General features: G+C 50.5%; 18 protein-coding genes. All 18 read right to left on the reverse strand.

Features of this window, described 5'->3' with window-relative positions:
* Positions 1-54: 54 nt before the first annotated feature.
* Positions 55-846 (reverse strand): response regulator, encoded by a 792-nt coding sequence (locus tag MHH28_RS11805; protein ID WP_405115063.1) that lies wholly within the window; start codon positions 844-846, stop codon positions 55-57.
* Positions 824-2677, reverse strand: a complete 1854-nt coding sequence (locus MHH28_RS11810; RefSeq protein ID WP_405115065.1) for a sensor histidine kinase — start codon at positions 2675-2677, stop codon at positions 824-826. The genes MHH28_RS11805 and MHH28_RS11810 overlap by 23 nt, the downstream gene beginning before the upstream one ends.
* Positions 2678-2704: 27 nt before the next feature.
* Complete coding sequence (locus MHH28_RS11815) at positions 2705-3535, reverse strand: carbohydrate ABC transporter permease (RefSeq protein ID WP_405115067.1); 831 nt, start codon at positions 3533-3535, stop codon at positions 2705-2707.
* Positions 3535-4419: a sugar ABC transporter permease gene (locus MHH28_RS11820; protein WP_341184834.1), complete on the reverse strand. Its 885-nt coding sequence runs from the start codon at positions 4417-4419 to the stop codon at positions 3535-3537. Before MHH28_RS11820 ends, MHH28_RS11815 begins: the two co-directional genes overlap by 1 nt.
* Before the next feature lie 161 nt (positions 4420-4580).
* Complete coding sequence (locus MHH28_RS11825) at positions 4581-5984, reverse strand: ABC transporter substrate-binding protein (RefSeq protein WP_405115070.1); 1404 nt, start codon at positions 5982-5984, stop codon at positions 4581-4583.
* Positions 5985-6182: 198 nt separating this feature from the next.
* On the reverse strand, positions 6183-6920 hold the full coding sequence (gene pflA, locus MHH28_RS11830) for a pyruvate formate-lyase-activating protein (protein WP_405115072.1): 738 nt from the start codon (positions 6918-6920) through the stop codon (positions 6183-6185).
* A gap of 123 nt (positions 6921-7043) precedes the next feature.
* On the reverse strand, positions 7044-9305 hold the full coding sequence (gene pflB, locus MHH28_RS11835) for a formate C-acetyltransferase (protein ID WP_405115074.1): 2262 nt from the start codon (positions 9303-9305) through the stop codon (positions 7044-7046).
* A 261-nt stretch (positions 9306-9566) separates the two neighbouring features.
* Entirely contained in the window at positions 9567-12188 is a 2622-nt protein-coding gene (adhE, locus tag MHH28_RS11840; protein WP_405115076.1) for a bifunctional acetaldehyde-CoA/alcohol dehydrogenase, read from the reverse strand.
* A 537-nt stretch (positions 12189-12725) separates the two neighbouring features.
* Positions 12726-14195: an ABC transporter substrate-binding protein gene (locus MHH28_RS11845; protein ID WP_405115078.1), complete on the reverse strand. Its 1470-nt coding sequence runs from the start codon at positions 14193-14195 to the stop codon at positions 12726-12728.
* Positions 14196-14327: 132 nt separating this feature from the next.
* Positions 14328-15200: a carbohydrate ABC transporter permease gene (locus MHH28_RS11850; RefSeq protein ID WP_405115080.1), complete on the reverse strand. Its 873-nt coding sequence runs from the start codon at positions 15198-15200 to the stop codon at positions 14328-14330.
* A 1-nt stretch (position 15201) separates the two neighbouring features.
* Positions 15202-16125 (reverse strand): carbohydrate ABC transporter permease, encoded by a 924-nt coding sequence (locus MHH28_RS11855; protein WP_405115082.1) that lies wholly within the window; start codon positions 16123-16125, stop codon positions 15202-15204.
* 118 nt (positions 16126-16243) lie between these two features.
* Positions 16244-17572 (reverse strand): response regulator, encoded by a 1329-nt coding sequence (locus MHH28_RS11860; protein ID WP_405115084.1) that lies wholly within the window; start codon positions 17570-17572, stop codon positions 16244-16246.
* Positions 17573-17585: 13 nt separating this feature from the next.
* A complete protein-coding gene (locus MHH28_RS11865; RefSeq protein WP_405115086.1) occupies positions 17586-19379 on the reverse strand; it encodes a sensor histidine kinase in 1794 nt (597 codons plus the stop codon).
* Between the two features lie 212 nt (positions 19380-19591).
* A complete protein-coding gene (locus MHH28_RS11870) occupies positions 19592-19756 on the reverse strand; it encodes a hypothetical protein (RefSeq protein WP_405115088.1) in 165 nt (54 codons plus the stop codon).
* 40 nt (positions 19757-19796) lie between these two features.
* Positions 19797-20552: an alpha/beta hydrolase gene (locus tag MHH28_RS11875; RefSeq protein ID WP_405115090.1), complete on the reverse strand. Its 756-nt coding sequence runs from the start codon at positions 20550-20552 to the stop codon at positions 19797-19799.
* A 31-nt stretch (positions 20553-20583) separates the two neighbouring features.
* A complete protein-coding gene (locus MHH28_RS11880) occupies positions 20584-21090 on the reverse strand; it encodes a GNAT family N-acetyltransferase (RefSeq protein WP_405115092.1) in 507 nt (168 codons plus the stop codon).
* Between the two features lie 132 nt (positions 21091-21222).
* Positions 21223-22023, reverse strand: coding sequence for an alpha/beta hydrolase (locus tag MHH28_RS11885; RefSeq protein ID WP_405117020.1), 801 nt, complete (start codon positions 22021-22023; stop codon positions 21223-21225).
* An 84-nt stretch (positions 22024-22107) separates the two neighbouring features.
* Positions 22108-22737 carry a beta-phosphoglucomutase gene (gene pgmB, locus MHH28_RS11890; protein ID WP_405117022.1) on the reverse strand — a complete coding sequence of 210 codons (630 nt, stop codon included), beginning with the start codon at positions 22735-22737 and terminating at the stop codon, positions 22108-22110.
* Positions 22738-22739 lie beyond the last annotated feature (2 nt).

A 22739-nucleotide genomic window follows, 5' to 3' on the forward strand; every position in this document is an offset into this window, starting at 1 on the left:
CGCAAAGCCATTTCATGGCTCTGCGGGACAGCCCTAATTACTGGAAAAGCAGACTTACTGTGCTTCAGCAGTCCGGTACTTGCTGCGGTATTCCTTCGGGGTCATTCCCGTCTGCTTCTGGAACACCTTGGTGAAATAACGGCGTTCCTGATAACCGACGCCCGAGCTGATGGCAGTGATGCTCTTATCGCTGCTGGCGAGCATGAATTTGGCTGCCTCAATCCGCTGCTGGGTGACATACTCCACGAAGGTCATTGCAAAACGGTTCTTGAACAGCAGGCAGAAATAACTGCTGCTGATGCCAATCATATTCGCCACTTCATCAATGCCCAGATCCGCATGAAGACGCTCGGTGATGAATTGTGCTGCCTGATTCATCAGCTGCTCCGGTGTTTTTTTGGCAGTATCCTCAGTCACAGGCACTTCCTGGAACAACGGGATGCTGTTGTACAGCTTATCCTTGTACTGCCTGCTGCGAATCCGGGAGCCGATCTCACGTACCTTGTCGCCAAGCTCCCCGTAATGAATCGGCTTGCAGATATACTCCTTCACACCCAGCCGGATGGCTTCACGCGCATAATCGAATTCCTGATAGCCGCTGAGCAGCAGCACCTCGCTCGTAAGCCCCATCTCCCGCAGCCTGCCGATGAACGTCAGCCCATCCATCACCGGCATACGGATATCACAGAGCACCAGATCGGGCGGCGTTTCCTCGGCCATGCGCAGAGCCTCCATCCCGCTGCGGGCCATCCCCGCAACCTCCATCCCCATGTCCTCCCAGGGCAGCACTGTGTTGAGATTGCTCAGAATGGGCGCTTCATCGTCAACCAATAATACTTTTAGCATAATGGCCTTCCCCCTGCCCGTATTTCGGAATGACGCACTGGATGATCGTTCCTTCCCCAGGACTTGCACATATGAAAATCCCATACCGGCCGCCGTATTCAATCCGTATACGGTCTGCAACACTGCGCACGCCCAGCCCCCGCCGTTCCAGATGAATGCCATGCCCGGGCTTGCGCTCCGGCGGCTGCTCTGCCGCATCATTCACCATGTACTGAAACATGGACAGCTGGGACGGTGTCATTCCGATCCCGTTATCCTGTATCCGCAGCAGCAGATTCCCCCTGTCTTCCCACACCTTAACTCTGACCAGACCCTTATACCCGATCCCCTCAAAACCATGCTGAATGCTGTTCTCCACCAGCGGCTGGAGCGTAAGCTTCAGAATCCCGCAGCCCAGCAGCTCTGCCGGAACCTCAAGCTCATAATCGAACAGGTCCTCGAAGCGGAACTTCTGGATATCCAGATAATTGCGCAGATGCTTAACCTCTTCCTCCAGCGTAATCTCATCCCTGTCCTGAATGCTGATCCGCAGAATACTCGCCAGCCGGTAGACCATCTCACTGACCTTGCGGCCTTCATTCTGCACAGCCAGCACATTGATCGACTCCAGCGTATTGAACAGAAAATGCGGCTTGATCTGCGCCTGCAGCACACGCATTTCCGCCTGATTCTTGCGCTGCTGCTCCACATGAACCCGGTTAAAGAGCGTGTTGATTTTGTCCATAAGATCATTGAAGCCTTTGGCCAGCAGCGTCATCTCATCGTTGCCCTTCTCCTCGACACGGGTAGTAAGGTCTCCGTCCTCCACCCGGCGCATGAAGCGCACGATCACAGCGATACCGCCTGTAATCCGGTTCATGAAGAACAGATTGAAGATGACAGCTCCCAGCAGGCAGAGGAACATTACAATGACGAACCAGCGGGCGAATACCGTCACCTCATGAGACAACGTGTCCCAGGAAGTGACAGAGACCAGACTCCAGGGATATTCCTTGAGATGGTAGACCGACAGAATGCTTTTTTCACCGCCGAACTGTGTCTTGAAGCTCTGAAAACCGGGCTTAAACGTAATATCCTTCGTGGTGAAGCCGCGGAAATCCTGTCCATCCAGCTTCCTGTCCGGGTCCAGCAGAATCATCCCATCATCATTCACCAGCATGAAAGACACCTTCTGATTGGTGCCCCCGATCTTAAGATTGCGGAAAATCGACTCAAATTCCCAGTTCTTGATCTGCACGACCAGAATACCGATATTCTGAAAAAAGCTTAGCTCCTTCACAAGCCGGATCTGCGTAAATACAGCCTCCGTCCCGGTCAGCTCAGGATACTCATGCGGGGCCAGCCATTTCGGAACCCCGTTCAGCTTCATGACCTCCTGGTACAGCTCGCTGCGTTTGAACTTATCATAGGGCAGCGTGCGGAAGTTCTCCTTATTGAAGACCGATACAATCTCCGAGCTGCCTTTTCCGTTGAAGTTGTACAGGAAGGCATAGCTGATAGACGGATGATTATAGAGCAGACTGCGGAAATTGCGCTGGCTGGCATTCAGGCTGAGCTGCTCGGCGTCGGTTAGATCCTGCTTGGAGGGATCATCCGCGCTGAGCGCCATATGAAATACCGAGGTGGCAATTCCGTTGTCTGTCACATTGTCCATATCCTTGAACACATTGGAAATGCTGTAGCTGATCGCTTTGAGCGAATATTCGGACTGCTGGCTGTATTTCTTCTCAATGGAATTATAAGTGACGAAGAACATAATCATGCCAAGAATGAACAGCGGAATGATAATCAGGCCTAAGAATGCCGTAAACAATTTGTAGCGCAGATTCATCGGCTGTTGCTCCTGACATGATTAATGTTATCCTTTTACACTGCCTGCGGTGACGCCTTCAATAATTTTCTCCTGCAGAACCGCATAGATCACGATGACCGGAACCACGCTGTAGACAATCCCCGCTGACATCTGTGCGTAATTCATCTGGTACTGATCGCGGAACTGGACCATCCCCACAGGAAGCGTCCGCAACTCGTCATTGGAGAGGAAATAGTTGGCCAGCAGGAACTCATTCCAATTTCCCAGGAAATTAACAATGAATACGGTAACCATCGCCGGAACTGTCAAAGGTACAATAATTCTAGCAAATATACCCGGCGCCTTCAAGCCATCCATGACCGCCGCTTCTTCGATTTCACTGGGCAGCGAACGCATGAATGCCGCCAGAATAATGATCGTGAACGGGATTGCATTGGCAATGTAAGGAATAATCAGCGCCCAGTGGGTATTCAGAATATGCAGCTTGCGGACAATTGTATAGATGGGCAGCATCAGCGCGTTGTTCGGAATCAGCATCCCGATCAGGACTAGCGAGAACAGGATCTTGTTCCACTTCCCCTGGCGCATCCGCGTGACCGCGAAGGCGAACATGGAAGCCAGCAGAATAGACACCACAGAAGCCAGAACCGAAATATATAAGCTGTTGAAAAAATAAGTGCTGATCTTGGCATTCACCCAGGCTTCCACATAGTTGGACCATTCGAAGCTCTTCGGAATGCCGAACGGATTGAGGGCAATCGCATTGTTATCCTTCTTCACCGAAGAGAAGAGGACGAAGAGGAACGGGAACAGCACAACAACCAGATACCCGAGCAAGGCGATGTGCGGCAGACTTTTCTTCAGAGCGCGCGGCATCAGTATTCAATCCTTTCCGTACGGCGGGCAAACACCAGCTGGTAGAGGGCGGTTACCACGAGTGTGAACAAGAAAATCAGAACGGCGATCGTATTGCCGTACCCGTATTTGAAGTTGGTAATCGCATACTTGATCATATAGGTGGCCATGACCTCTGTTGAACCCGCCGGACCGCCTTTGGTCATTACAATGACGATATCGGCAGCCTTCATCGCACCGGCAATCGAGAGCATGATCACCACCGAGATAATGGGTACAATCAACGGCAAGGTGATGCGTGTAGCCCGCTGGAACCCCGTAGCGCCATCAATGGCCGCTGCTTCATCCAGCTCACCGGGAATGGATAGAATCGCCGCCAGCACCATCACAATATAGAATCCGGTCCACTGCCAGGCATTCGTAATCAGAATCGACAGCATGGCGAACCGTTCGTCCGACAGCCAGTAGATCGGCTCCACGCCGACAAGACTAAGTACTTTGTTGAATAATCCGATGTTCGGCTCGTAGATGAAGCCCCAGAGAATACCGATTACAGCCGTAGACATAATGGATGGCATGAACACTGCCGTCTTATATAGTCCCTTCAGCTTCTTCACATTGGCGATCAGTAAGGAGAAGAACACAATCAGCGGCACCTGTATGCCTACAGAGAACAGAATGAACCAGCCGTTATTTTTGACAGAAACCCAGAAGCGCTGATCTCCCAGGGCTTTCTTGAAGTTGTCCACTCCGGCATATTTGACCGTATCGGATACCCCGTTCCAACTGGTGAAGCTGTAGTAGATCGAGCTGAAGATGGGATAGATGAAGAACATAATGAACAGAACCAGTGCCGGAATAACGAACAGAATGAACACCAGAGGATTTCTCAGTGCCTTATTCATGACTACCTCCATATTGCTTTTCTTTTGAAAAATGCACCCTGGAGCAAGCACCAGGGCACATGTACATGGGACGCACTTAAGGTTTGAACTCAAAGCTTGGTCGTCACTTCGGTGAACATTTGGACTTTCGGCCGCTGTTGTCCCCGGGTTTCAAGTGCTTCTTATTCCACTGCAGCGTTGGCCTCTTCTTGAATCTTTTGCAGTGCTGCACCCATCTTCTCCGGAGTCGTCTGCCCGCCGATCAGGCTCTGAATCTGGATATTACTGATCTCGGTGGTGACATCCGCCTGCACCAGTGAGTCAAAGGCCGGGAAAGAGGACTGTGAGCTGTTCAATACCGCGACAATCTCGCTCATCAGGTCATCCGTAATGTTCTTGTTCAGCACCGCCTGATCGATCTTCATGGCAGGCAGGACTCCGTCCTCTACCAGACCGCGCAGCTGCATTTCTTCATTGAACATATTCTTAATGAAAGATTTCACGGCCGCAAGCTGCCGCTCATCTTCACCCGCTGATGCCGAGAAGCCATAACCGTTGTTCACATCCCGCATCAGTGCTGTCTGGTCACCTACTCCGCCTTCAACCGCCGGAATATTGAAGAAGCCGACCTTGCCGATCAGACCTTCGCCGGATTGCCCGGCTTTGAACACGGAAGACTTCCAGGTACCGTCATACATCAGGATCGCTTCACCGCTGGTGAACTGGGTCGTATATTCAGCATACTCGAAGCCGAGCTCGCCCTTCTTGAAGTAGCCTTTATCCACCCATTCCTTGTATTTCGCCAAGCCCTTGATTACGTTCGGATCACTCCACTTTGCTTCACCGGTAGCGAACTTCGCGGTCACATCCGGTCCGGCATAACGGGACCAGAGATGGTTGGCCAGCATCAGCGGTACCCAGCCCGCTTTGGAAGCACCGGCCATAGGCACTTTACCATCCGCCTTAATATCAGCCAGCTGCTTCTCCAGCTCAGCGAAGGTGGTTGGAGCCTTCCAGCCCTTGCTGTTATAGTATTCTTTATTATAGAAGAAGCCTTCTCCAGAGCCGCCGATCGGCAGGCCGTAGATTTTGCCCTCATAGGTGAACGGGTCCAGATTGGAGAACTTGTCTTTGATGCCTAATTCATCAAGAATCGGGGTCAGGTCCAGCAGCTTGCCTTCCTTGGCATAGATCTTGGAGTCCGGGCTGCCGAACAGGTCGAAGATCTCCGGTGGGTTGCCGGCTGCCATCTCACCGCGCAGCTTCTCCTTACGGTTCACATCCGAATCTACTCCATCCAGCTTGAAGGTCAGCCCAGGCACATCCGCCTGCACTTTGCCCACTACATCCTCAAGAATAGCCAATCGTTTCTGCTTATCTGCCCCAACCTGGGTATGACGGACCGTCATCTCAAAAGGTTCAGCGCTGGCAGGTTCTTCCGTTGCAACAGCATTGGTTGCAGCGGCCTCATTCGTCGCAGCAGGCTCTGTCGTTGGAGACGCATTATTCTTGTTGCCTCCACAGCCAGCCAGCAGCGCCGAGCTAACGAACATCAGGGACAACAGCAGTGTTAGACTTTTTCTCATTACGGGTGACCCTCCCTATTTTATGAATTCCCTTACAACTCTTATTATAGAAAACCAGATTTGTTACCGTAAGGTTAAGATTCATCTTCAATAGGGATAAAATCCTCTACTGGAAGCGGATTCAGTCAGATTTCCTGACATACAAAAAAGCGAAACTCCTCAGAATAGAAGCTCCGCTTTCGAAATTATTAGATGCAATTAGACCAATGCAGACTCTTTACGGCCCTCTTCAATCAGCCGGTATGCACGCTGCACTTCTTCGTCGGAAGGTGACTCCACCCCTTCAAGCTCGTAGGGACGGCCAAGCTCTTTCCATTTGTAGATCCCCATCACATGATAAGGCAGGATTTCGAATTTCTCTACTCCATTCAGCGTACCAATAAAGCGGCCGAGATTCTGCAGATCCGCTTCCTTATTATGAATACCGGGAACGTACACATGGCGAATCCACATTTTGCGGTTATTATCAGATAACCAGCGGGCCAGCTTCAAGGTACGGTCGTTGGATTTGCCGGTCAGCTTGATGTGTGCTTCATCATCAATATGCTTCAGATCGAGCAGTACAAGGTCGGTAACATCAAGCAGGTCGCTAATTTTCGATCCATCATTATAGCCGTTGGTATCAAGTGTGGTATGCAGATTCCAGCGTTTCTTCACTTCGGTGAACAGCTGCTTGACAAAATGAGCCTGCAGGGTTGGTTCGCCGCCGGATACGGTCAGACCGCCACCCGAGGTTTTATAATAATTCAGGTAAGGCTCAATTTCCGCCAGCACTTCCTCGACGGTCATTTCCTTGCCTTCATTCAGTTCCCAGGTATCGGGGTTGTGGCAATACTGACACTTAAGCAGGCAGCCCTGCATAAAAAGCACGAAGCGGATACCCGGTCCATCCACCGTTCCAAACGTTTCCAAAGAGTGGATATGTCCTTTAAGCATGAGAGGTCATCCTTTCAAAAATAACTTAAAATTTTAATGACTTTTAAACAAGAGTGTACCGCCCTCTTTCAAGGGCGGCAGCTCTGTAGTTTATCTTCAGTTCTTATAGAGCAAGAACCCTTCTTACATGGAATCGTGGAATGTACGGTTGATAACATCCATCTGTTGTTCACGGGTCAGCTTGATAAAGTTAACAGCATAGCCGGATACGCGGATAGTCAATTGCGGATAGTTCTCTGGGTGATCCATAGCGTCAAGCAGCTGTTCACGGTTAAATACGTTAACGTTCAAGTGCTGAGCGTTATTGTGGAAATATCCGTCCATCATGAAGACCAGGTTGGACTTACGGGAATCTTCGTCTTTACCCAGTGCCTTAGGAACGATGGAGAAGGTATTGGAGATACCGTCCTGTGCATCGGAGTACGGCAGTTTGGCAACAGAGTTCAGGGAAGCCAAGGCACCCTTCTTGTCACGTCCGTGCATTGGGTTAGCACCAGGAGCGAATGGTTCGCCTTTTTTACGTCCGTCAGGAGTAGTACCCGTCTTCTTGCCGTATACAACATTTGAAGTGATGGTCAATACCGATTGAGTCGGTACAGCATCACGGTAAGTTTTGTTTTTGCGGATCATCGACATGAAGGTTTCAACCAGTTCAACTGCGATGCTGTCAACAGCGTCGTCGTTGTTACCGTAGCAAGGGAATTCGCCCTCAGTTTCAAAGTCGATTGCGATGCCTTCTTCGTTACGGATTGGCTTAACCTTCGCGTATTTGATTGCGCTCAGGGAGTCAGCAGCAACGGACAATCCGGCGATACCGCAAGCCATCGTACGCAGAATGTCGCGGTCATGCAGCGCCATTTCGATACGTTCGTAGGAATATTTGTCGTGCATATAGTGAATGATGTTCAGCGTATTGACATAAGTCTTAGCCAGCCATTCCATCATTGGTTTGAACCGTTTCATTACTTCATTGTAATCCAGGTATTCAGAAGTGATCGCCGGATATTCAGGACCAACCTGAGCGCCGGATTTCTCATCTTTACCGCCATTGATTGCATACAGCAGAGCCTTAGCCAGGTTGGCACGGGCACCGAAGAACTGCATTTGCTTACCGATACGCATTGGGGATACGCAGCAGGCAATCGCATAATCTTCACCCCAGTATGGACGCATAACATCATCGTTCTCATATTGGATAGCGCTGGTCTCAATGGAAACCTTAGCACAATATTTCTTGAAGCCTTCAGGCAGCTTCTCGGACCACAGTACCGTCAGGTTCGGTTCTGGAGCCGGTCCCAGATTGTACAGGGTATGCAGGAAGCGGAAGCTGTTCTTGGTTACGCGGGTTGTACCGTCTTCAGCCATACCACCGATGGATTCTGTAACCCAAGTTGGGTCGCCGGAGAACAGATCGTTATAGTCAGGCGTACGCAGGAACTTCACGATACGCAGCTTCATTACGAAATGGTCAACGATTTCTTGAGCTTGTTCTTCAGTAAGAGTGCCTTCTTCAAAGTCACGTTGTACATAGATGTCGAGGAAGGAGGATACGCGTCCAAGGGACATTGCCGCACCATTCTGCTCTTTCACTGCTGCCAGATAACCGAAGTATACCCATTGTGTAGCTTCTTTGAAGTTCATAGCCGGTTTGGAAATATCCATACCGTGAGCTGCTGCCATTTGCTTCAGTTCGCCCAGAGCGCGGATCTGCTCGGACAGTTCTTCACGCAGACGGATTACATCTTCAGTCATGGAGTCTACCTCAAGCTCAGTCTGTTGCTGCTTCTTGTCTTTGATCAGGAAATCAATACCATACAGAGCAATACGGCGATAGTCGCCGATGATGCGTCCGCGGCCGTAAGCATCAGGAAGCCCTGTGATTACACCGGATTTACGCACAGCTCTCATGTCTGGTGTATATGCATCAAATACGCCTTGGTTATGCGTTTTGCGGATGTTCGTGAACATGTCAACGATATTCTGCGGAAGCTCGAAGCCGTAAGCCTTGGTAGCATCGATCATCATCTTGATACCGCCGAACGGTTGAATGGAACGTCTGAATGGCGCATCAGTCTGAACGCCTACAATCTGTTCCTTGTCCTTGTCAATGTAACCAGGGTTATGGGAAGTAATGGTGGAGACAGTATCGAGGGAAACATCCCATACGCCGCCTCTTTCTCTTTCTTCCTTGCTCAGTTGGGAGATAATCTTCCACAATTCAGTAGTATTGCTGGTAGGACCTACAAGGAATTCTTCGCTTCCTTCGTAAGGCTTGATGTTCTTGGCGATAAAGTTGTTAACGTCAACTTTCTTAGCCCATGTACCTTTTGTGAAACTTCTCCAGCCCGACTTAACCTCTTGTACTTCTTTTTCAATCACCGACATGCTAAATCCCTCCATTTATATTTAGTATATTTGTAGAGATCGCGGGCTTGAAGGTTAATCCCGTGTCTCGTGATCCCTTAGCTACTGGTTGTTATAAAATTCACAATCGTGACTGTATAACCGGGATCTTTGTTTATATAAACATTTTAGTTTATTTTCTGAAAAAGGACTGTGACAAATATCACTCTTTCGGTGATATTTGTCACTTTCATCCAGTCCTATATTAATCTTTAACCTTATTCTTTGCCAGACAACCGTTAATTAGTTATCGAATTTGCCGTAGAATGCGTTACGGTATACATCAGCAAGCTCAGATACCAGCGGCATTTTAGGGTTGGCAGTTGTACATTGATCTTCAAATGCACGGTCAGCCAGATAGTCTACACGGGATTCAAAGTCCTTAGGATCGAAACCAAGAGCCGAGAAGGATTCTTCGATACCGAGTTTTTTGTTCATATCGCGGATGGCATTGATCAGGCTGGTTACGCCTTCTTCGGTAGTACGTGCCGGCAATCCCAGAATACGGGCGATTTCAGCATACCGTTCGTCAGCTACAAAGTGCGAATATTTAGGGAACGAAGCGAACTTCGTAGGTTTCTTGGCATTGTAACGGATAACATGCGGCATCAGGATCGCATTGGTGCGGCCGTGTGCGGTGTGATACTGTCCGCCCCATTTGTGCGCCAAGCTGTGGTTGATACCCAGGAATGCATTGGCAAATGCCATACCGGCAAGTGTAGAAGCGTTGTGCATTTTCTCACGGGCCAGCTTATCGCCTTGCAGTGCGGATTTCTCCAGCCACTGGAATACCAGCTGAATCGCTTTGATTGCCAGACCATCGGTATAGTCACTGGCCATTACAGATACATAAGCTTCGATAGCATGGGTCAATACATCCATACCTGTATCGGCAACTGCAGTTTTTGGCAAGCTGTATACAAACTCAGGATCGATAATGGCTACATCTGGAGTCAGCTCATAATCAGCCAGAGGATACTTCGTATTATTACCTGTGGTCTTGTCTGTGATAACTGCGAACGATGTAACTTCAGAACCGGTACCCGAAGTGGTTGGAATCGCAACGAATTTTGCTTTGTTGCCGAGCTTAGGGAATTTGTATACCCGTTTGCGGATATCCATGAACTTCTGCTTCAGACCGTTGAAGTCTGCATCCGGATGTTCGTAGAACAGCCACATTCCCTTGGCAGCATCCATTGGGGAACCGCCGCCGAGTGCAATGATGCAGTCCGGCTGGAATCTGTTCATCATAGCCGCGCCTTTTTCTACAGTAGTGGTCGATGGGTCTGGTTCAACTTCCGAGAACACTTCGATGGCTACAGGCGTCTGGCGTTGGCGCAGGTAGTGCTCCACTCTTTCAACATAACCCAGCTTCACCATCATAGGGTCAGTAATGATTGCTACGCGTGTGATGTCAGGCATTTTGGCCAGATACTGAGTGGCTCCCTTTTCGAAGTAAATCTTGTCAGGTACTTTAAACCATTGCATATTCACGGTACGACGGTTCACCCTTTTCACGTTGATCAGATTGATTGCAGTCACGTTCTGCGATACCGAGTTGCGTCCGTAAGATCCGCAGCCCAGTGTCAATGAAGGGATATTGGTGTTGTAAATATCGCCGATTGCGCCGTGTGTGGATGGCGAGTTGACGAGAATACGTCCAGTCTGCAGACGGTTGGAGAACTTCATGATTACTTCTTCGTTGTTCGAATGGATAGCCGAGCTGTGGCCCATGCCGCCAAACTCAACGATTTGAGCTGCGCGTTCGATACCCTGATCAGCATTCTTCACTTTGTAGCAAGCCAGAACCGGGCTCAGCTTCTCAGCGGACAATGGATATTTAGTACCTACACCTTCAAGCTCAGCAACCAGGATCTTCGTTCCGGCAGGAACCTGAATGCCGCACATTTCAGCGATCTTCACAGCGGATTGGCCAACGATAGCCGGGTTAACCGCACATTTCTCTACGTTCATCGCGCCGCTTGTCAGCTTGGCAGCTTCTTCTTTGTTTACAAAGTAACAGCCGTTCGCAATCATTTTCTTCTTCACTTGGTCGAAGATGGCTTCTTCAATGATGACTGCCTGTTCGGAAGCACAGATCATACCGTTATCGAATGTCTTCGACAGAATCAGGTCAGTTACAGCCTGATCAATGTCAGCACTCTTTTCAATGAAGGCAGGCACGTTACCAGGACCTACGCCGAGTGCCGGTTTACCGCAGCTGTAAGCTGCTTTGACCATTGCCGATCCGCCGGTTGCCAGAATCAGTGCAACGTCCGGATTGTTCATCAGCGCGTTTGTTTTGTCCATCGTAGGAAGCTCAATCCATTGGATGAAGTTCTCAGGTGCGCCGGCTGCTACGCCCGCATCATGCAGAATTTTGGCTGCTGCCGCGCTGCACTCTTGCGCTGAAGGGTGGAAACCGAATATAATAGGGTTACGTGTCTTAGCGGAAATCAAAGCCTTGAACATCGTGGTGGATGTTGGATTGGTTACCGGTGTGATACCCATAATGATTCCGACAGGTTCGGCGATCTTCTGGAAGCTGTCATAAGCGTTATCCTCAATAACGCCTACAGTCTTGTCGTACTTAATTCCGTGCCATATATATTCAGTGGAGAAGATGTTCTTCGTGATTTTGTCTTCGTATACTCCGCGTCCTGTTTCTTCAACAGCTAGTTTTGCCAGGTACATATGCTTGTCGAGTCCGGCCAGCGCCATTGCATGAACGATTGTGTCTGTCTGCTCTTGATCCAGGCCCATGAACGCTTCGTGGGCTTTCTTTGCTTTATCCACCAAAACCTGAATATACTCTTCAGCGGTGGTTTGTTTCACTTGGGCGGCGACTTCGTTTTTAACTGCCATCTCCCTCGTCCTCCTGTCAATTTTTAGGTTGTTTCTTTCTATACATTTATCTTAGCACATCCTTTTCACCTTGTATAGTGAAATCTTTCACAAAGTTTAAAGTTTTTTTTGAGTTGTTTTCAAAGCGCTTTCATTCGATCATATACCGGTACATTTTCCATATTATATGTAATATTTAATTGATATTTGTCTATTCTGCGAACGCAATACGGAAGCTACATTGTTGATGGCCCCCTTTAACTTGCATTGCCTGCGTTGCCCTCAGGGAATTCAGCTCATGAATGCCAAGGCGTCACTTCGGTTCATTCATTGCTCTTCTTTAGCCTCACTCTGACGGTGAATATAAATATAAATCCCAGCTTTCTAGTGGAAACGGCTTTGGAGTCCTTTTAAAGGACGGTACCGTTTCGGCGAGAAATAGAAGGATAATGTGTAGCGTGAAACCTATACATTCTTATATTTCAAAAAAAGGAGACAGCATCTCTGCTGTCCCCCTTATTCATCTCTTCCCCCAAGTCTAGGAAGAGACATCCCAAGCTACTCCACCTTAATCGTATCGAAGAATTTCTGCTGGACCGTTGCGGCCGCTGCATCAAGCTGTACCTTGGAGTCTGTACCTTCCTTGGCGAACAACTCCTGGATCACATTGGACATCGTTGCATAATAGTCTTGTGTGTTGTACTGGGCTTCAGGCTTGCCGTCCAGCAGCGCCATAATGTCGGTATTATATTGATAGACAATGTCGGAGTACTTGTCATATACCGATTTGGTCTTCTTGCCGAACTCTGAATCCGCAGCATAGTAATCGAGCAGCGGCGGGATGAAATATTTGCCGTCCGCCTTACGCTGCTGCAGAATGGCATCGAGCGCCTCCAGGCCTTTGTCTGAGAAATAGTCGAAGGTGATATAACGGAAGGCCATTTCCTGCTCATCCTTTGAAGCATTCGGGTTAATGACGAGATAATCGCCGCCGAGGACGCCGGTATGCTTGCCGCCCTTCTCAGCCGCCGGCATCGGATAGGTCAACACATCCTCAGGCTTGAACCCGCCCTGGTTAAGCGCCTGTTCAATGACACCGTCAGACCCGGCCATAACCATCGCTGTGCGGCCCTGCTGGAAAGCGCCTACCGCATCACCCCAGCCAAGCGCCCAATCCTGGGGAACCGCTTTGGCTTCCCATCTCAGCTTCTTGTAGAAATCCAGCGCTTTGACACCGGCCTCAGAATTGAAGGTTGCCACTACCTTGCCGCCTTCAATCTTCTGGATTTCACCGCCTGCTTCAAACAGGAAGTTGGTCCAGTTCCAGCCGGCTTCGTTGCCCTTACCCATTGGAGCAATTCCCGAGATCCCCTTCTTAGGGTCGGCCACTCCTTTGGCTGTGCTCAGCATGTCGTCCCAGGTCCAATCCATTGGAGGGACAGCTACACTTTTGTCATCGAGCATCTTCTTGTTGATCATTGTTGTAGTGACGTAACCCTTCTGCGTAACCCCATACACCTTGCCGTCAATGATGAACTGGTTCTGCAGCACAGGATTGATCTGATCCTTGAACTCATAGTTGTTCCACAGATCGGTAATGTCGGCTACCCAGCCCTTCTCGATCAGGAATTTGGCTTCGGTGGCATAGGTGTTGAAGAAGGTAGGCGCTTCGTTCGCAGCCATCTTCACCCCGATCTCGCTTACATTATACTGCCAGTCATCCTTGACGATCTCCACATTCGGATAGACTTCCTGGAACCGCTTGATTTTGTCATCCTCCTGCGCTCTCACCTCGGTCAGGTCAGGCGTAGGATAGTGGATTTTGATCGTTACCTTTTTCTGGGTGATGTCATCTGCCGGTGCCTGTGTCGGGGTTGCCGACTCTTCTGCCGCCTGGGTAGCCGCTGGTGCAGGTGTCGCTTCTCCCCCGTCAGCCGCCGGCTTGTTGCCGTTATTATTGCCGCCGCAGGCGGACAACAAGGTCCCCGTGACCAGGAGACAGGCGAATACGCTGGAAACTTTACGCATGGTAACTCCCCTTTTCCATATCATAATGAGCTTACAAATTCATCTTAAAAGAGAGACCGCTTACAAACGAGGTGTATTTATATTCCCTTCATGTGCAGGTTTACGATCTCTGCCGGACCTCATCCTTCCTGCCTAGCCTTTGACCGCCGACAATGAAACTCCGCGCATAATGAACTTCTGGAAGACCAGGAACACCAGGATCGGCGGCAGAGAGACAATGAACAGAATTGCAAATTTGATGTTCGTGTTCAGCGCTTTTACATTGATAACGTACTTATAGATGGCGGTAGCGAGCGTATACTTCTCCTCACTATGCATGACCAGCGATGGCCAGAACCAGTCGTTCCAGGCTGTGGAGAAGATGAAGATCGCCAGTGTGGCAAAAATCGGAATCGACAGCGGCACCGCGATGATGAAGAAGCTTCTCGGCTCCGAGGCCCCGTCCATCCGCGCGGCTTCCAGAATCTCGGGATGAATCCCGTCGAAGAAATTCTTAAGCAGCAGGAAGAAGAACGTGTTCGCACCTGCCGGCAGCCAGAAGGCCGCATATTGATTGAGCAGGCCCAGCTCCTTCAGATTGACAAAGTTCGGAATCATATAGCTCGTGGCCGGAATGAACAGTGTCATCAGGAAGAAGAAATAGAAGGCCTTACGGTAAGGCACATTCATCCGTGAGATACTGAAGGCAGCCAGACCCAGCACGACCAGTGTAGCTACCATATTCCCTGCAAAAATATACAGGGTGTTCCGCAGAAACATCGGCAGGTCGATATAATCCAGCGCATCCTTCAGGTTGCCGAAATGCCATTCCTGCGGAAAAAAATGCGGCGGAAAGGAATTGACCTCGATATTCGACTTCAGCCCGTTGAACATCGTCATGAGGATGGGGTACAGCATGCTGAATATCATCAGGACAATGAACAGCACCATAATTCCGTAGACCACCCTGTTGTTGGTTTTCTTAAGATCATGCTCTGAGAGAATACCTCTGTCTGCGCTCTTCATCCTAGTTGTCCTCCTTGTTAAGCTTGAACTGAAGAATGCCCAAACCGCCCAGAACAACAAACATCAGCATCCCCAGCGCAGTCGCCGTACCATAATCCAGTCTAGTAAAAGCATACTTCACAATAAGCAGCGCATACGTCAGCGTAGCATTGTTCGGCCCCCCGTCCAGCAAGGCCATCTGTGACTGGTAGCCCTGAGAGGTGGCAATCACCTGAAGAATCAGCATCAGGAGGATCAGATTGCGCAGCGAGGGCAGGGTGATGTGGCGGATACGAGCCCAGACTCCGGCTCCGTCAATCTCAGCGGCTTCATACCAGTCCCGGGGAATACTGAGCACCGCAGCAAGATAGATCAGCATCCCCGAGCCGAACTGCTGCCAGGTCTCCATGAACACCAGCGAGATCATCGACCACCGGGTATCGGTCAGGAAGGCGATCTGCTCCGCTCCGGTGCTGCCGATTACCGCATTGATCGGTCCAACGGGATCATACAGCCAACGCCACAGCCCGTATAGGACTACAGCAGGCATGACATATGGCAAATACGCAGCAACGCGCACGAATCCGCCGAATTTCCGCAGCTCGGAGATCGCAATGGCAAAGGCAATTGGAACCCAGAAGCCGATCACCAGGCAGAGCAGCATATAGTACAAGGTGTTTTGGACGGCAATCAGCACATCGGGGTCGGTAAGCGCCCTGGCGTAATTGTCCAGGCCGACGAAGGTATTGCCTTTGACGAAATCAACGGTGTAGAAGCTGTACAGGAACCCTTTGAAGATAGGCACCCACATAAACATAATGAAGATAATCAATGCGGGGACAAGAAACATCACGCCCCAATAATTCTTTTTCCAGCGGTTCTGCTTGTACGGCTTGCTCTCCAGCTCCGTTGGAAGATGATCATGTAGCGCAGCAGACTGATTCATTCCGGCTCCCTCATTCCTGTCGTATTTCAGCACTTTATGGGAAAGCGCCTCCTGTCTTCATTGTAGGAAATGAGGGAGAGACTTAACATGTCTATATCTATGGCAATCGTAAGCGTTCTTACTTCTTCAGTTCGCTGGGGCTGAGCCCAAAGTATTTTTTGAAAATTTTGCTAAAATGCTCCGGCGACTCGTACCCAACCCGCTCCGCAATCTCATACCGCCGCAGATCGGTGTTCAGAATCATCTCCCGGCTCTCCTCCATCCGCAGCTTAATGACATATTCCCACAGGTTATAGCCTGTATTCTTCTTGAACAAATAGCTCAGGTAATTAGGGCTGACATGATTCTTCTTCGCTACTTCATGGATCGTCAGACCCTTCTGGGCGTAATTCCCGTCAATGTATTCCTTCGCCTTCTGCACGATCAGATTGCTATGCTTGTGCAGTTCCTCGGGTGACGGATCAGCAGCATAGTTATTCCAGTTGAAATCCCCATAATAGAACACATAATGATCGGCATGCTCGTTGTTCCAGAGGATGGCCTTCGAGGCTTGCCGGTTCAGCACATCCATGAAGCTCAGCCCCTTCAGAATCTGGCTGATGCCGATGACAGCCCGGAGCTGCAAATAGCGGTTAATATTATAATGGAGGCTGCGACCCAGCACCTCCAGCCGGCTCAGCTGACCGGTGGATGGCTCCTCGTAGCTCTGCTCATCCCACTGGATGAGCACGGTAATCTCCTGGTCCGGCGAATAGAAGGCAGTAGAATTCCACTCCTGATCCAGCAGTTCCTTGGCAATATTCAAGGCGGCGTAACGCAGCAGACTATGATCACGGATAGTATACCGCTGCTCAGGCCGGTCTTGCGGCATGGGGAGCTTGATTTTGATTACCGCAAAAAACGGACCCTGCAGCCTCAGCTCATCCAGCTTGCGCCGCTTCTCCTCTGCCCCCAGCACCACCGCAGTCTCAGTAAGCAGACTGTTCAGCAGCTCGCTGTACTCGGGAAGCGGCTCCTCCAGGCGGAAGCGGTCTCCATTCCCATCCATATAAGTGGCCAGCTCCGGCGACGGTCTATTCATCTTCAGGACGACACTGCGTACCGAATCCAGGAACTGTTCACTGTTCAGCGGCTTGATCAGATAGTCCCTCGCCCCCAGCCGGACGGCCATCTGGGCATACTGAAAGGTCTCATGCGCAGAGATGACGATCGTCTGCATCCAGGGCCGGGTCATTTTGGCGTGCTGCATCAGTTCGATCCCGCTCATAGCCCCCATCTGGATATCGGTCACAAGCAGATCGATCTCCTCCATACGGATACAATCCAGTGCCTCATACCCGCTGCCGGCCGTATAGATATGGTCAATATCCAGTCCGGAAGCAGCCAGCAGGCTGCTCAGTCCTTTGCAAATGAGCGGTTCATCATCAACAACCAGTATATTGAACACCGTAGTCTCTCCTCTACTCTATAGTCTCTGACTTCGGAAGGATCACACTTACGATCGTGCCTCCGCGCTCCCGCGGTCCGTAGCTGATCCCGTAATCCGCGCCGAAGTGCAGCTGCACACGCTGATGAATATTGCGGATACCGTAGCCGTTAACCTGGTTCGGACTGTCATCATTAAGGATCTGAGCGATAGCCTTATAATCAACCTGCTTATAGCCGTTATCCTCAATGGTAATCCGAATCCTGTCATGCTGCATTACAGAGGTAATGATGATTTCGCCGTCCTCCCCCATATTTTTGACCCCGTGAATAATGGCATTCTCGATTAAGGGCTGGAGGGTGATCTTGGGAATCAGATTCCTGGTCGTCTCGGGAGCGATATTCCAGATGATGGTAAACACATAATCATGCCGGTGCTGCTGGAGCTTGATGTAGGCACTGGCATGTTCAAGCTCCTCCTCGAGCGTGATCAGCTCCCGGCCCCGGCTTAAGCTGATCTTCATCAGCTTGGATAATTCCTTGATCATTTCCGCGGATTCCACGTTGCCTTCGAGCGAGCTTTTCCAATAAATACTCTCCAGGGTGTTGTACAGCAGATGCGGGTTGATCTGCTGATAGAGCAGCTGCAGCTGCGATTCCTTCTGCTTCAGCTCCATCTGGTATTTATACATAATCAGGCTGTTGAGCCTGCGGGCCATATCATACGTGGCGGTAATCAGCACACTGACCTCATCATTGCTGCCTCTGCGGGGAGTCTCGGGCACACGGTTGCCCGGCTCATACTTGCGCACAAAAAAAGCCAGCTTCTGCAAAGGGGTCATCAGTGAACGCCAGAAATACGTAATGATAATCAGCCCGAACAGCGCGTAAGCTACCGTTATGTATTGAATGACGCGTTTCATTTCGCTCTGCTGCTGGAGCAGGGATTTGACGGGTACCTTGTAGACCAGCTTTTGCTCAAAGGCATGATTGTTGTTCACCACATAGATGAAGTCATCAGTGATAATATCCTCGGTTCCCTCCGGATCTCCCGCCTTCGAGCCGTCCGGCAGAACGATCACCTCTCCGGTTGAATTCGTGGTCGAGGCCAGTACACGGTTGCTCATATCCGTCAGATAGATTTCCCCGTCCGGCAGTGAGATGGACCTCAGCGATTCACCGATCTTCGATTCCATCTTGGTCACCACCAGCACCCCGAGCGTCCCTTCTCCCCGGTAAATATTATTGACCGCCCTGACATACGTGAGCGTCTTCAGCTCTTCGGCCTGCGGACTCAGCTTCTCGGTGAACATCAGGGTACCGCGGCCTTTCTGCTGCACCACCTGCTCGAACCAGTACGGCCGTTCCTCCTTGGAGAAAAAATAAACCCCCGCTTTCTTCACCTGCGGAAAATTGGGAGCGAAAAAGTAGTAATTATCCGGATCATATACGTACAGCGAGTAGTAAATGCCGTCCCCCCGCTCCGCTCCCTGCGAATAGCTACCGAGCAGCTTCTCGATGGTCTCGTAACGTTCCACACGCTCCAGCACCGTATCATTCCCGCTCATGTTGAGCTGCTGCAGGACCGGATTCTGGATGACGGTAGTCGTTATTTTGTTCACCGTTTCGATGTCTCTGTTAATGATGGCGAAATTCTGCTTGTTCAGCTCCACATAGGCATTGGTCACATGGTGCTTCAGAATCTCCTCCGCCTTGTAGTTGCCGTAGCTGTTCAGAATCAGAATAGGCGTAATCATGATCAGGAACAGCAGAATCAACTGCTGCTTGACACTGAGCCTGACAATGGGTTTCACAAGCGTGGACAACACCCTGGATTCACCTCCAGTTCCAATAATACAAGTTCTTATATTTTAACAAACCTACAAGCGCTTACACAGGTTTATTTCAAAGTTGTTTATGTCCATTTGTATGGAGTTTTACTATTGCATCAACCCAGAACAAAAACCAGCCACAGCACGGAGCTGCCGTGGTGACTGGTTTTTAATGAATAGTACTTATAGCTGTCGTTCCTGCTTGCTGTCTAAAGTTCATCCTCTACTCTTCTCAAAAAAGCAAGTACAGCAGCAATCATCTGCTCCAGCCCCTGCTGTTCAATCGGAAAATGACCTGCACCCTCTAAAATCACAGATTCTTTTCTGCTTGGAAGATGGTCATAAAACGGTTTACTGAAACGGTAAGGAGTCATAGGGTCTAATTGAGGATGAACCAGTAATACCGGACACAAGTCAAACTGCTGAGGTTTCAGGACCGGTTTCATATATTAGAAAGGTTCTTAACAAGCGTAAAAGGATTCTTGTCCCTGCCGCATGGGGATCATTCATAATGAGTCTGGTCAGCTCAGCGTTGTTCGTGATCCATTTCATCCGGGATACTTTATTCACAGAGATCTGCATGGTATCTGTTAGGGTAGGGAATTGATTCATACACCATCCGCCTAACCGGCTAATGAGTTTGTTAGGAGCTAACTGATCACGAACCTTCGGATCACTCGTATCCACAAATGTCGTTGCTATCAACCCTTTAACCCGTTTACTTTGTACTGCGGTATGATAAGCTAACATACCCCCAATACTGGAGCCCAGCAAAATAACAGGCTTGCCGTCCCGGCTCAGCTCCTGATCGATCAACTCAACAAGTATATCAATCCAGAGCTGATAGTCCACTGAGTTCACAGAATGAGTGTAGCTTAAACCATAAGGCGGCAGATCCGGTGACACTACTTCGTAACCGTAGGTTTGCAGCATCCGCGCATAAGGAGCAAGCAACCTTCCATTGCCGCCTGCACCGTGAATAAATAGAATTTTTAAGGGTGCATCTAGAACTGGCATACGGTCCAGATGAATATACGCATTGTTCCAGGTCATCCATTCCTCTGCGGGTAGATGATCTGCGTTGATCTGCATGTCATCCGGGAAAAACTTCTGATATTGCTTCCAATAGGTCACCGATTGATTATAGGACGAACCCTCACCCGTGTTCATGAATATGCAATTCCTTTCCTCACTTCCTCGCTTAGGGGACCGGAATCTCTTTCTCCATAATTAAATCATCCATAACGAATCCGTTCCCGATATCCGCAACTTGTTCCCGTATGGTCCGGAAGCCTTTTTTCTTATATACCGCAATGGTGGACTCGTTATCACGATTGACCGTTAACCAAATATGAGTCAGGCTCCGGTCTTGGCACAGCTTCTCCAGGAAGGCTAACGCTTGGCTGGCATAGCTGCGTCCCCGATACTCCTTGCCTACATAGAACTTGCTTAAGAAGAGCTTCCCCTCGTCCTCTCTGGCCGAAATATATCCTACTGCTGAAGCGCCGTTGTGGATCAGATAATATTCGTAGCCCTGATGATGGATCTGATCCGTAATGGCTGGAACCGATTGGAACTTCCCAAGCATATAATCGATCTGCTCCACGGTAATAATGGAGATATAATATTCGTGCCATATTTCTGCCGCCAATCGGGCAACTTCAGCGGTCTCTTCTGCTGTATTTACGCATGGAAACATAAGGCTCATGATATGTACCTGCCTTTCCAGAATCTCTATTATTCAAAAGAACGCCCCGCTACCAGCCGGCGGCTTGGGACGTTCTTCAGCTCCAGCTGCTTATGTACCCGTCCCCTTAGACGCGGACCTGGCAGCAGAAATTCATGCCCGGGTATAGCCGTTCAATTGCAGCCAGGAGGCGCAGGCATCCGTCCAGGTCCGGGTATGCGGCTCCTCGGGGGCTAATCCGAGACCGTGTACGCCATGCGCATAGATGTGCAGATCGAACGGAACATGGTGCCGGCTCAGACCTGCGGCGAACAGCAGGCTGTTCTCCAGCGGCACATATTCGTCATCCGAGGTATGCCAGAGGAACGTAGGCGGCGTCTCTGGGGTCACCTGGAACTCACTGCTGAGCCGCAGCGACAATTGTTCATCGGGGCTTGCTCCCAGCAGGTTCTCCTTCGAGCCCTGATGCGTTACCCCTTCAGTCATTGAGATGACCGGGTAGCATAGAATCAGACGGTCCGGACGGCTTGACAGCCGCTCCAGCGGCTCCGGATGTTCAGGATTACCCTGATCATATAATACCCCGGCCGCCGATGCGAGATGTCCACCGGCAGAGAAGCCCAGAATTCCCAGGCGGTTCGGGTCAATTCCGTACTCGTCCGCCCGGAAGCGGATCGTGCGCAGCGCCCTCTGGGCATCCTGCAGCGCACTGGGGTACTGATAAGGCGCCACACGGTAGCGCAGCACAAATGCCGAGATCCCCAGGGTATTCAGCCACTCTGCAACCGGCCCTCCTTCATGATCGGCACGCATCGCGTAGCCGCCTCCCGGACAGACCAGCACAGCGGCATTCCCCTTGCCTTCTACTAAATACGGTGTAATCGCAGGCTGATCCTCTTCGCTGGTTCCCAGCGCTCCAGGAGCCCCTTCAGGCCATAGCAACAATGTTTCCATCATCATCCCTCAAGCTTTCCTTCTATAATAGAATAGATAATAGAGGCCAATAACTGAACTCTCTAGCGCCATTCTATCAAGCTCTTACAGTTCGTGCAATCCGGATATGACAAGGTCCGCCTCCTTCAGCAGCCCCGGCCGGCCGATCCCGACCACGTACATGCCGGCTGCCTTCCCGGCGGCTACTCCGGCTTCCGCATCCTCGAACACCACGCAGTGCTGCGGCTCCAGCCCCAGCTCCCGGCAAGCGGTCAGAAATACCTCGGGGTCCGGCTTCGCCCGCGATACCTTGTTGCCGTCCACCACCGTATCGAACAGCCCCGCGATATTCAGCTTATCGAGGATGAAGGCTGCATTCTTGCTGGCAGAGCCGAGGGCAACAGCTACACCTCGCTCCCTAAGCGAGGTCAGATAAGCGCTGACCCCGGGCAGCAGCTCCGATTCATCCAATTTCGAGATGTATTCTACATAGAGACGGTTCTTCTGCTCCGCCATGGCCTGCCGCTCAGCTTCGCCGAAGCCCAGGCCGCCGATCTCCAGCAGAATATCCAGCGACCGCATCCGGCTGACCCCCTTCAGCCGCTCATTGTCCGCCTCCGTGAACGGGAAGCCCAGCTCCCCGGCGAGCGAGCGCCAGGCCAGGTAGTGATACTTCGCTGTGTCCACAATCACGCCATCCAGATCGAAGATAGCGCCCTTCATATGCTCCAGCATCG

The organism is Paenibacillus sp. FSL K6-1217, from assembly GCF_045040735.1.
Classification (GTDB): Bacteria; Bacillota; Bacilli; order Paenibacillales; family Paenibacillaceae; genus Paenibacillus_AQ.

What these genes read in the sequence shown, in the direction of transcription:
- MHH28_RS11805 (WP_405115063.1), bottom strand. Translation starts at nt 846, where the DNA reads ATGCTAAAAGTATTATTGGTTGACGATGAAGCGCCCATTCTGAGCAAT.
- MHH28_RS11810 (WP_405115065.1), bottom strand. Translation starts at nt 2,677, where the DNA reads ATGAATCTGCGCTACAAATTGTTTACGGCATTCTTAGGCCTGATTATC.
- MHH28_RS11815 (WP_405115067.1), bottom strand. Translation starts at nt 3,535, where the DNA reads ATGCCGCGCGCTCTGAAGAAAAGTCTGCCGCACATCGCCTTGCTCGGG.
- MHH28_RS11820 (WP_341184834.1), bottom strand. Translation starts at nt 4,419, where the DNA reads ATGAATAAGGCACTGAGAAATCCTCTGGTGTTCATTCTGTTCGTTATT.
- MHH28_RS11825 (WP_405115070.1), bottom strand. Translation starts at nt 5,984, where the DNA reads ATGAGAAAAAGTCTAACACTGCTGTTGTCCCTGATGTTCGTTAGCTCG.
- pflA (WP_405115072.1), bottom strand. Translation starts at nt 6,920, where the DNA reads ATGCTTAAAGGACATATCCACTCTTTGGAAACGTTTGGAACGGTGGAT.
- pflB (WP_405115074.1), bottom strand. Translation starts at nt 9,305, where the DNA reads ATGTCGGTGATTGAAAAAGAAGTACAAGAGGTTAAGTCGGGCTGGAGA.
- adhE (WP_405115076.1), bottom strand. Translation starts at nt 12,188, where the DNA reads ATGGCAGTTAAAAACGAAGTCGCCGCCCAAGTGAAACAAACCACCGCT.
- MHH28_RS11845 (WP_405115078.1), bottom strand. Translation starts at nt 14,195, where the DNA reads ATGCGTAAAGTTTCCAGCGTATTCGCCTGTCTCCTGGTCACGGGGACC.
- MHH28_RS11850 (WP_405115080.1), bottom strand. Translation starts at nt 15,200, where the DNA reads ATGAAGAGCGCAGACAGAGGTATTCTCTCAGAGCATGATCTTAAGAAA.
- MHH28_RS11855 (WP_405115082.1), bottom strand. Translation starts at nt 16,125, where the DNA reads ATGAATCAGTCTGCTGCGCTACATGATCATCTTCCAACGGAGCTGGAG.
- MHH28_RS11870 (WP_405115088.1), bottom strand. Translation starts at nt 19,756, where the DNA reads ATGACTCCTTACCGTTTCAGTAAACCGTTTTATGACCATCTTCCAAGC.
- MHH28_RS11875 (WP_405115090.1), bottom strand. Translation starts at nt 20,552, where the DNA reads ATGAACACGGGTGAGGGTTCGTCCTATAATCAATCGGTGACCTATTGG.
- MHH28_RS11880 (WP_405115092.1), bottom strand. Translation starts at nt 21,090, where the DNA reads ATGAGCCTTATGTTTCCATGCGTAAATACAGCAGAAGAGACCGCTGAA.
- MHH28_RS11885 (WP_405117020.1), bottom strand. Translation starts at nt 22,023, where the DNA reads ATGGAAACATTGTTGCTATGGCCTGAAGGGGCTCCTGGAGCGCTGGGA.
- pgmB (WP_405117022.1), bottom strand. Translation starts at nt 22,737, where the DNA reads ATGCTGGAGCATATGAAGGGCGCTATCTTCGATCTGGATGGCGTGATT.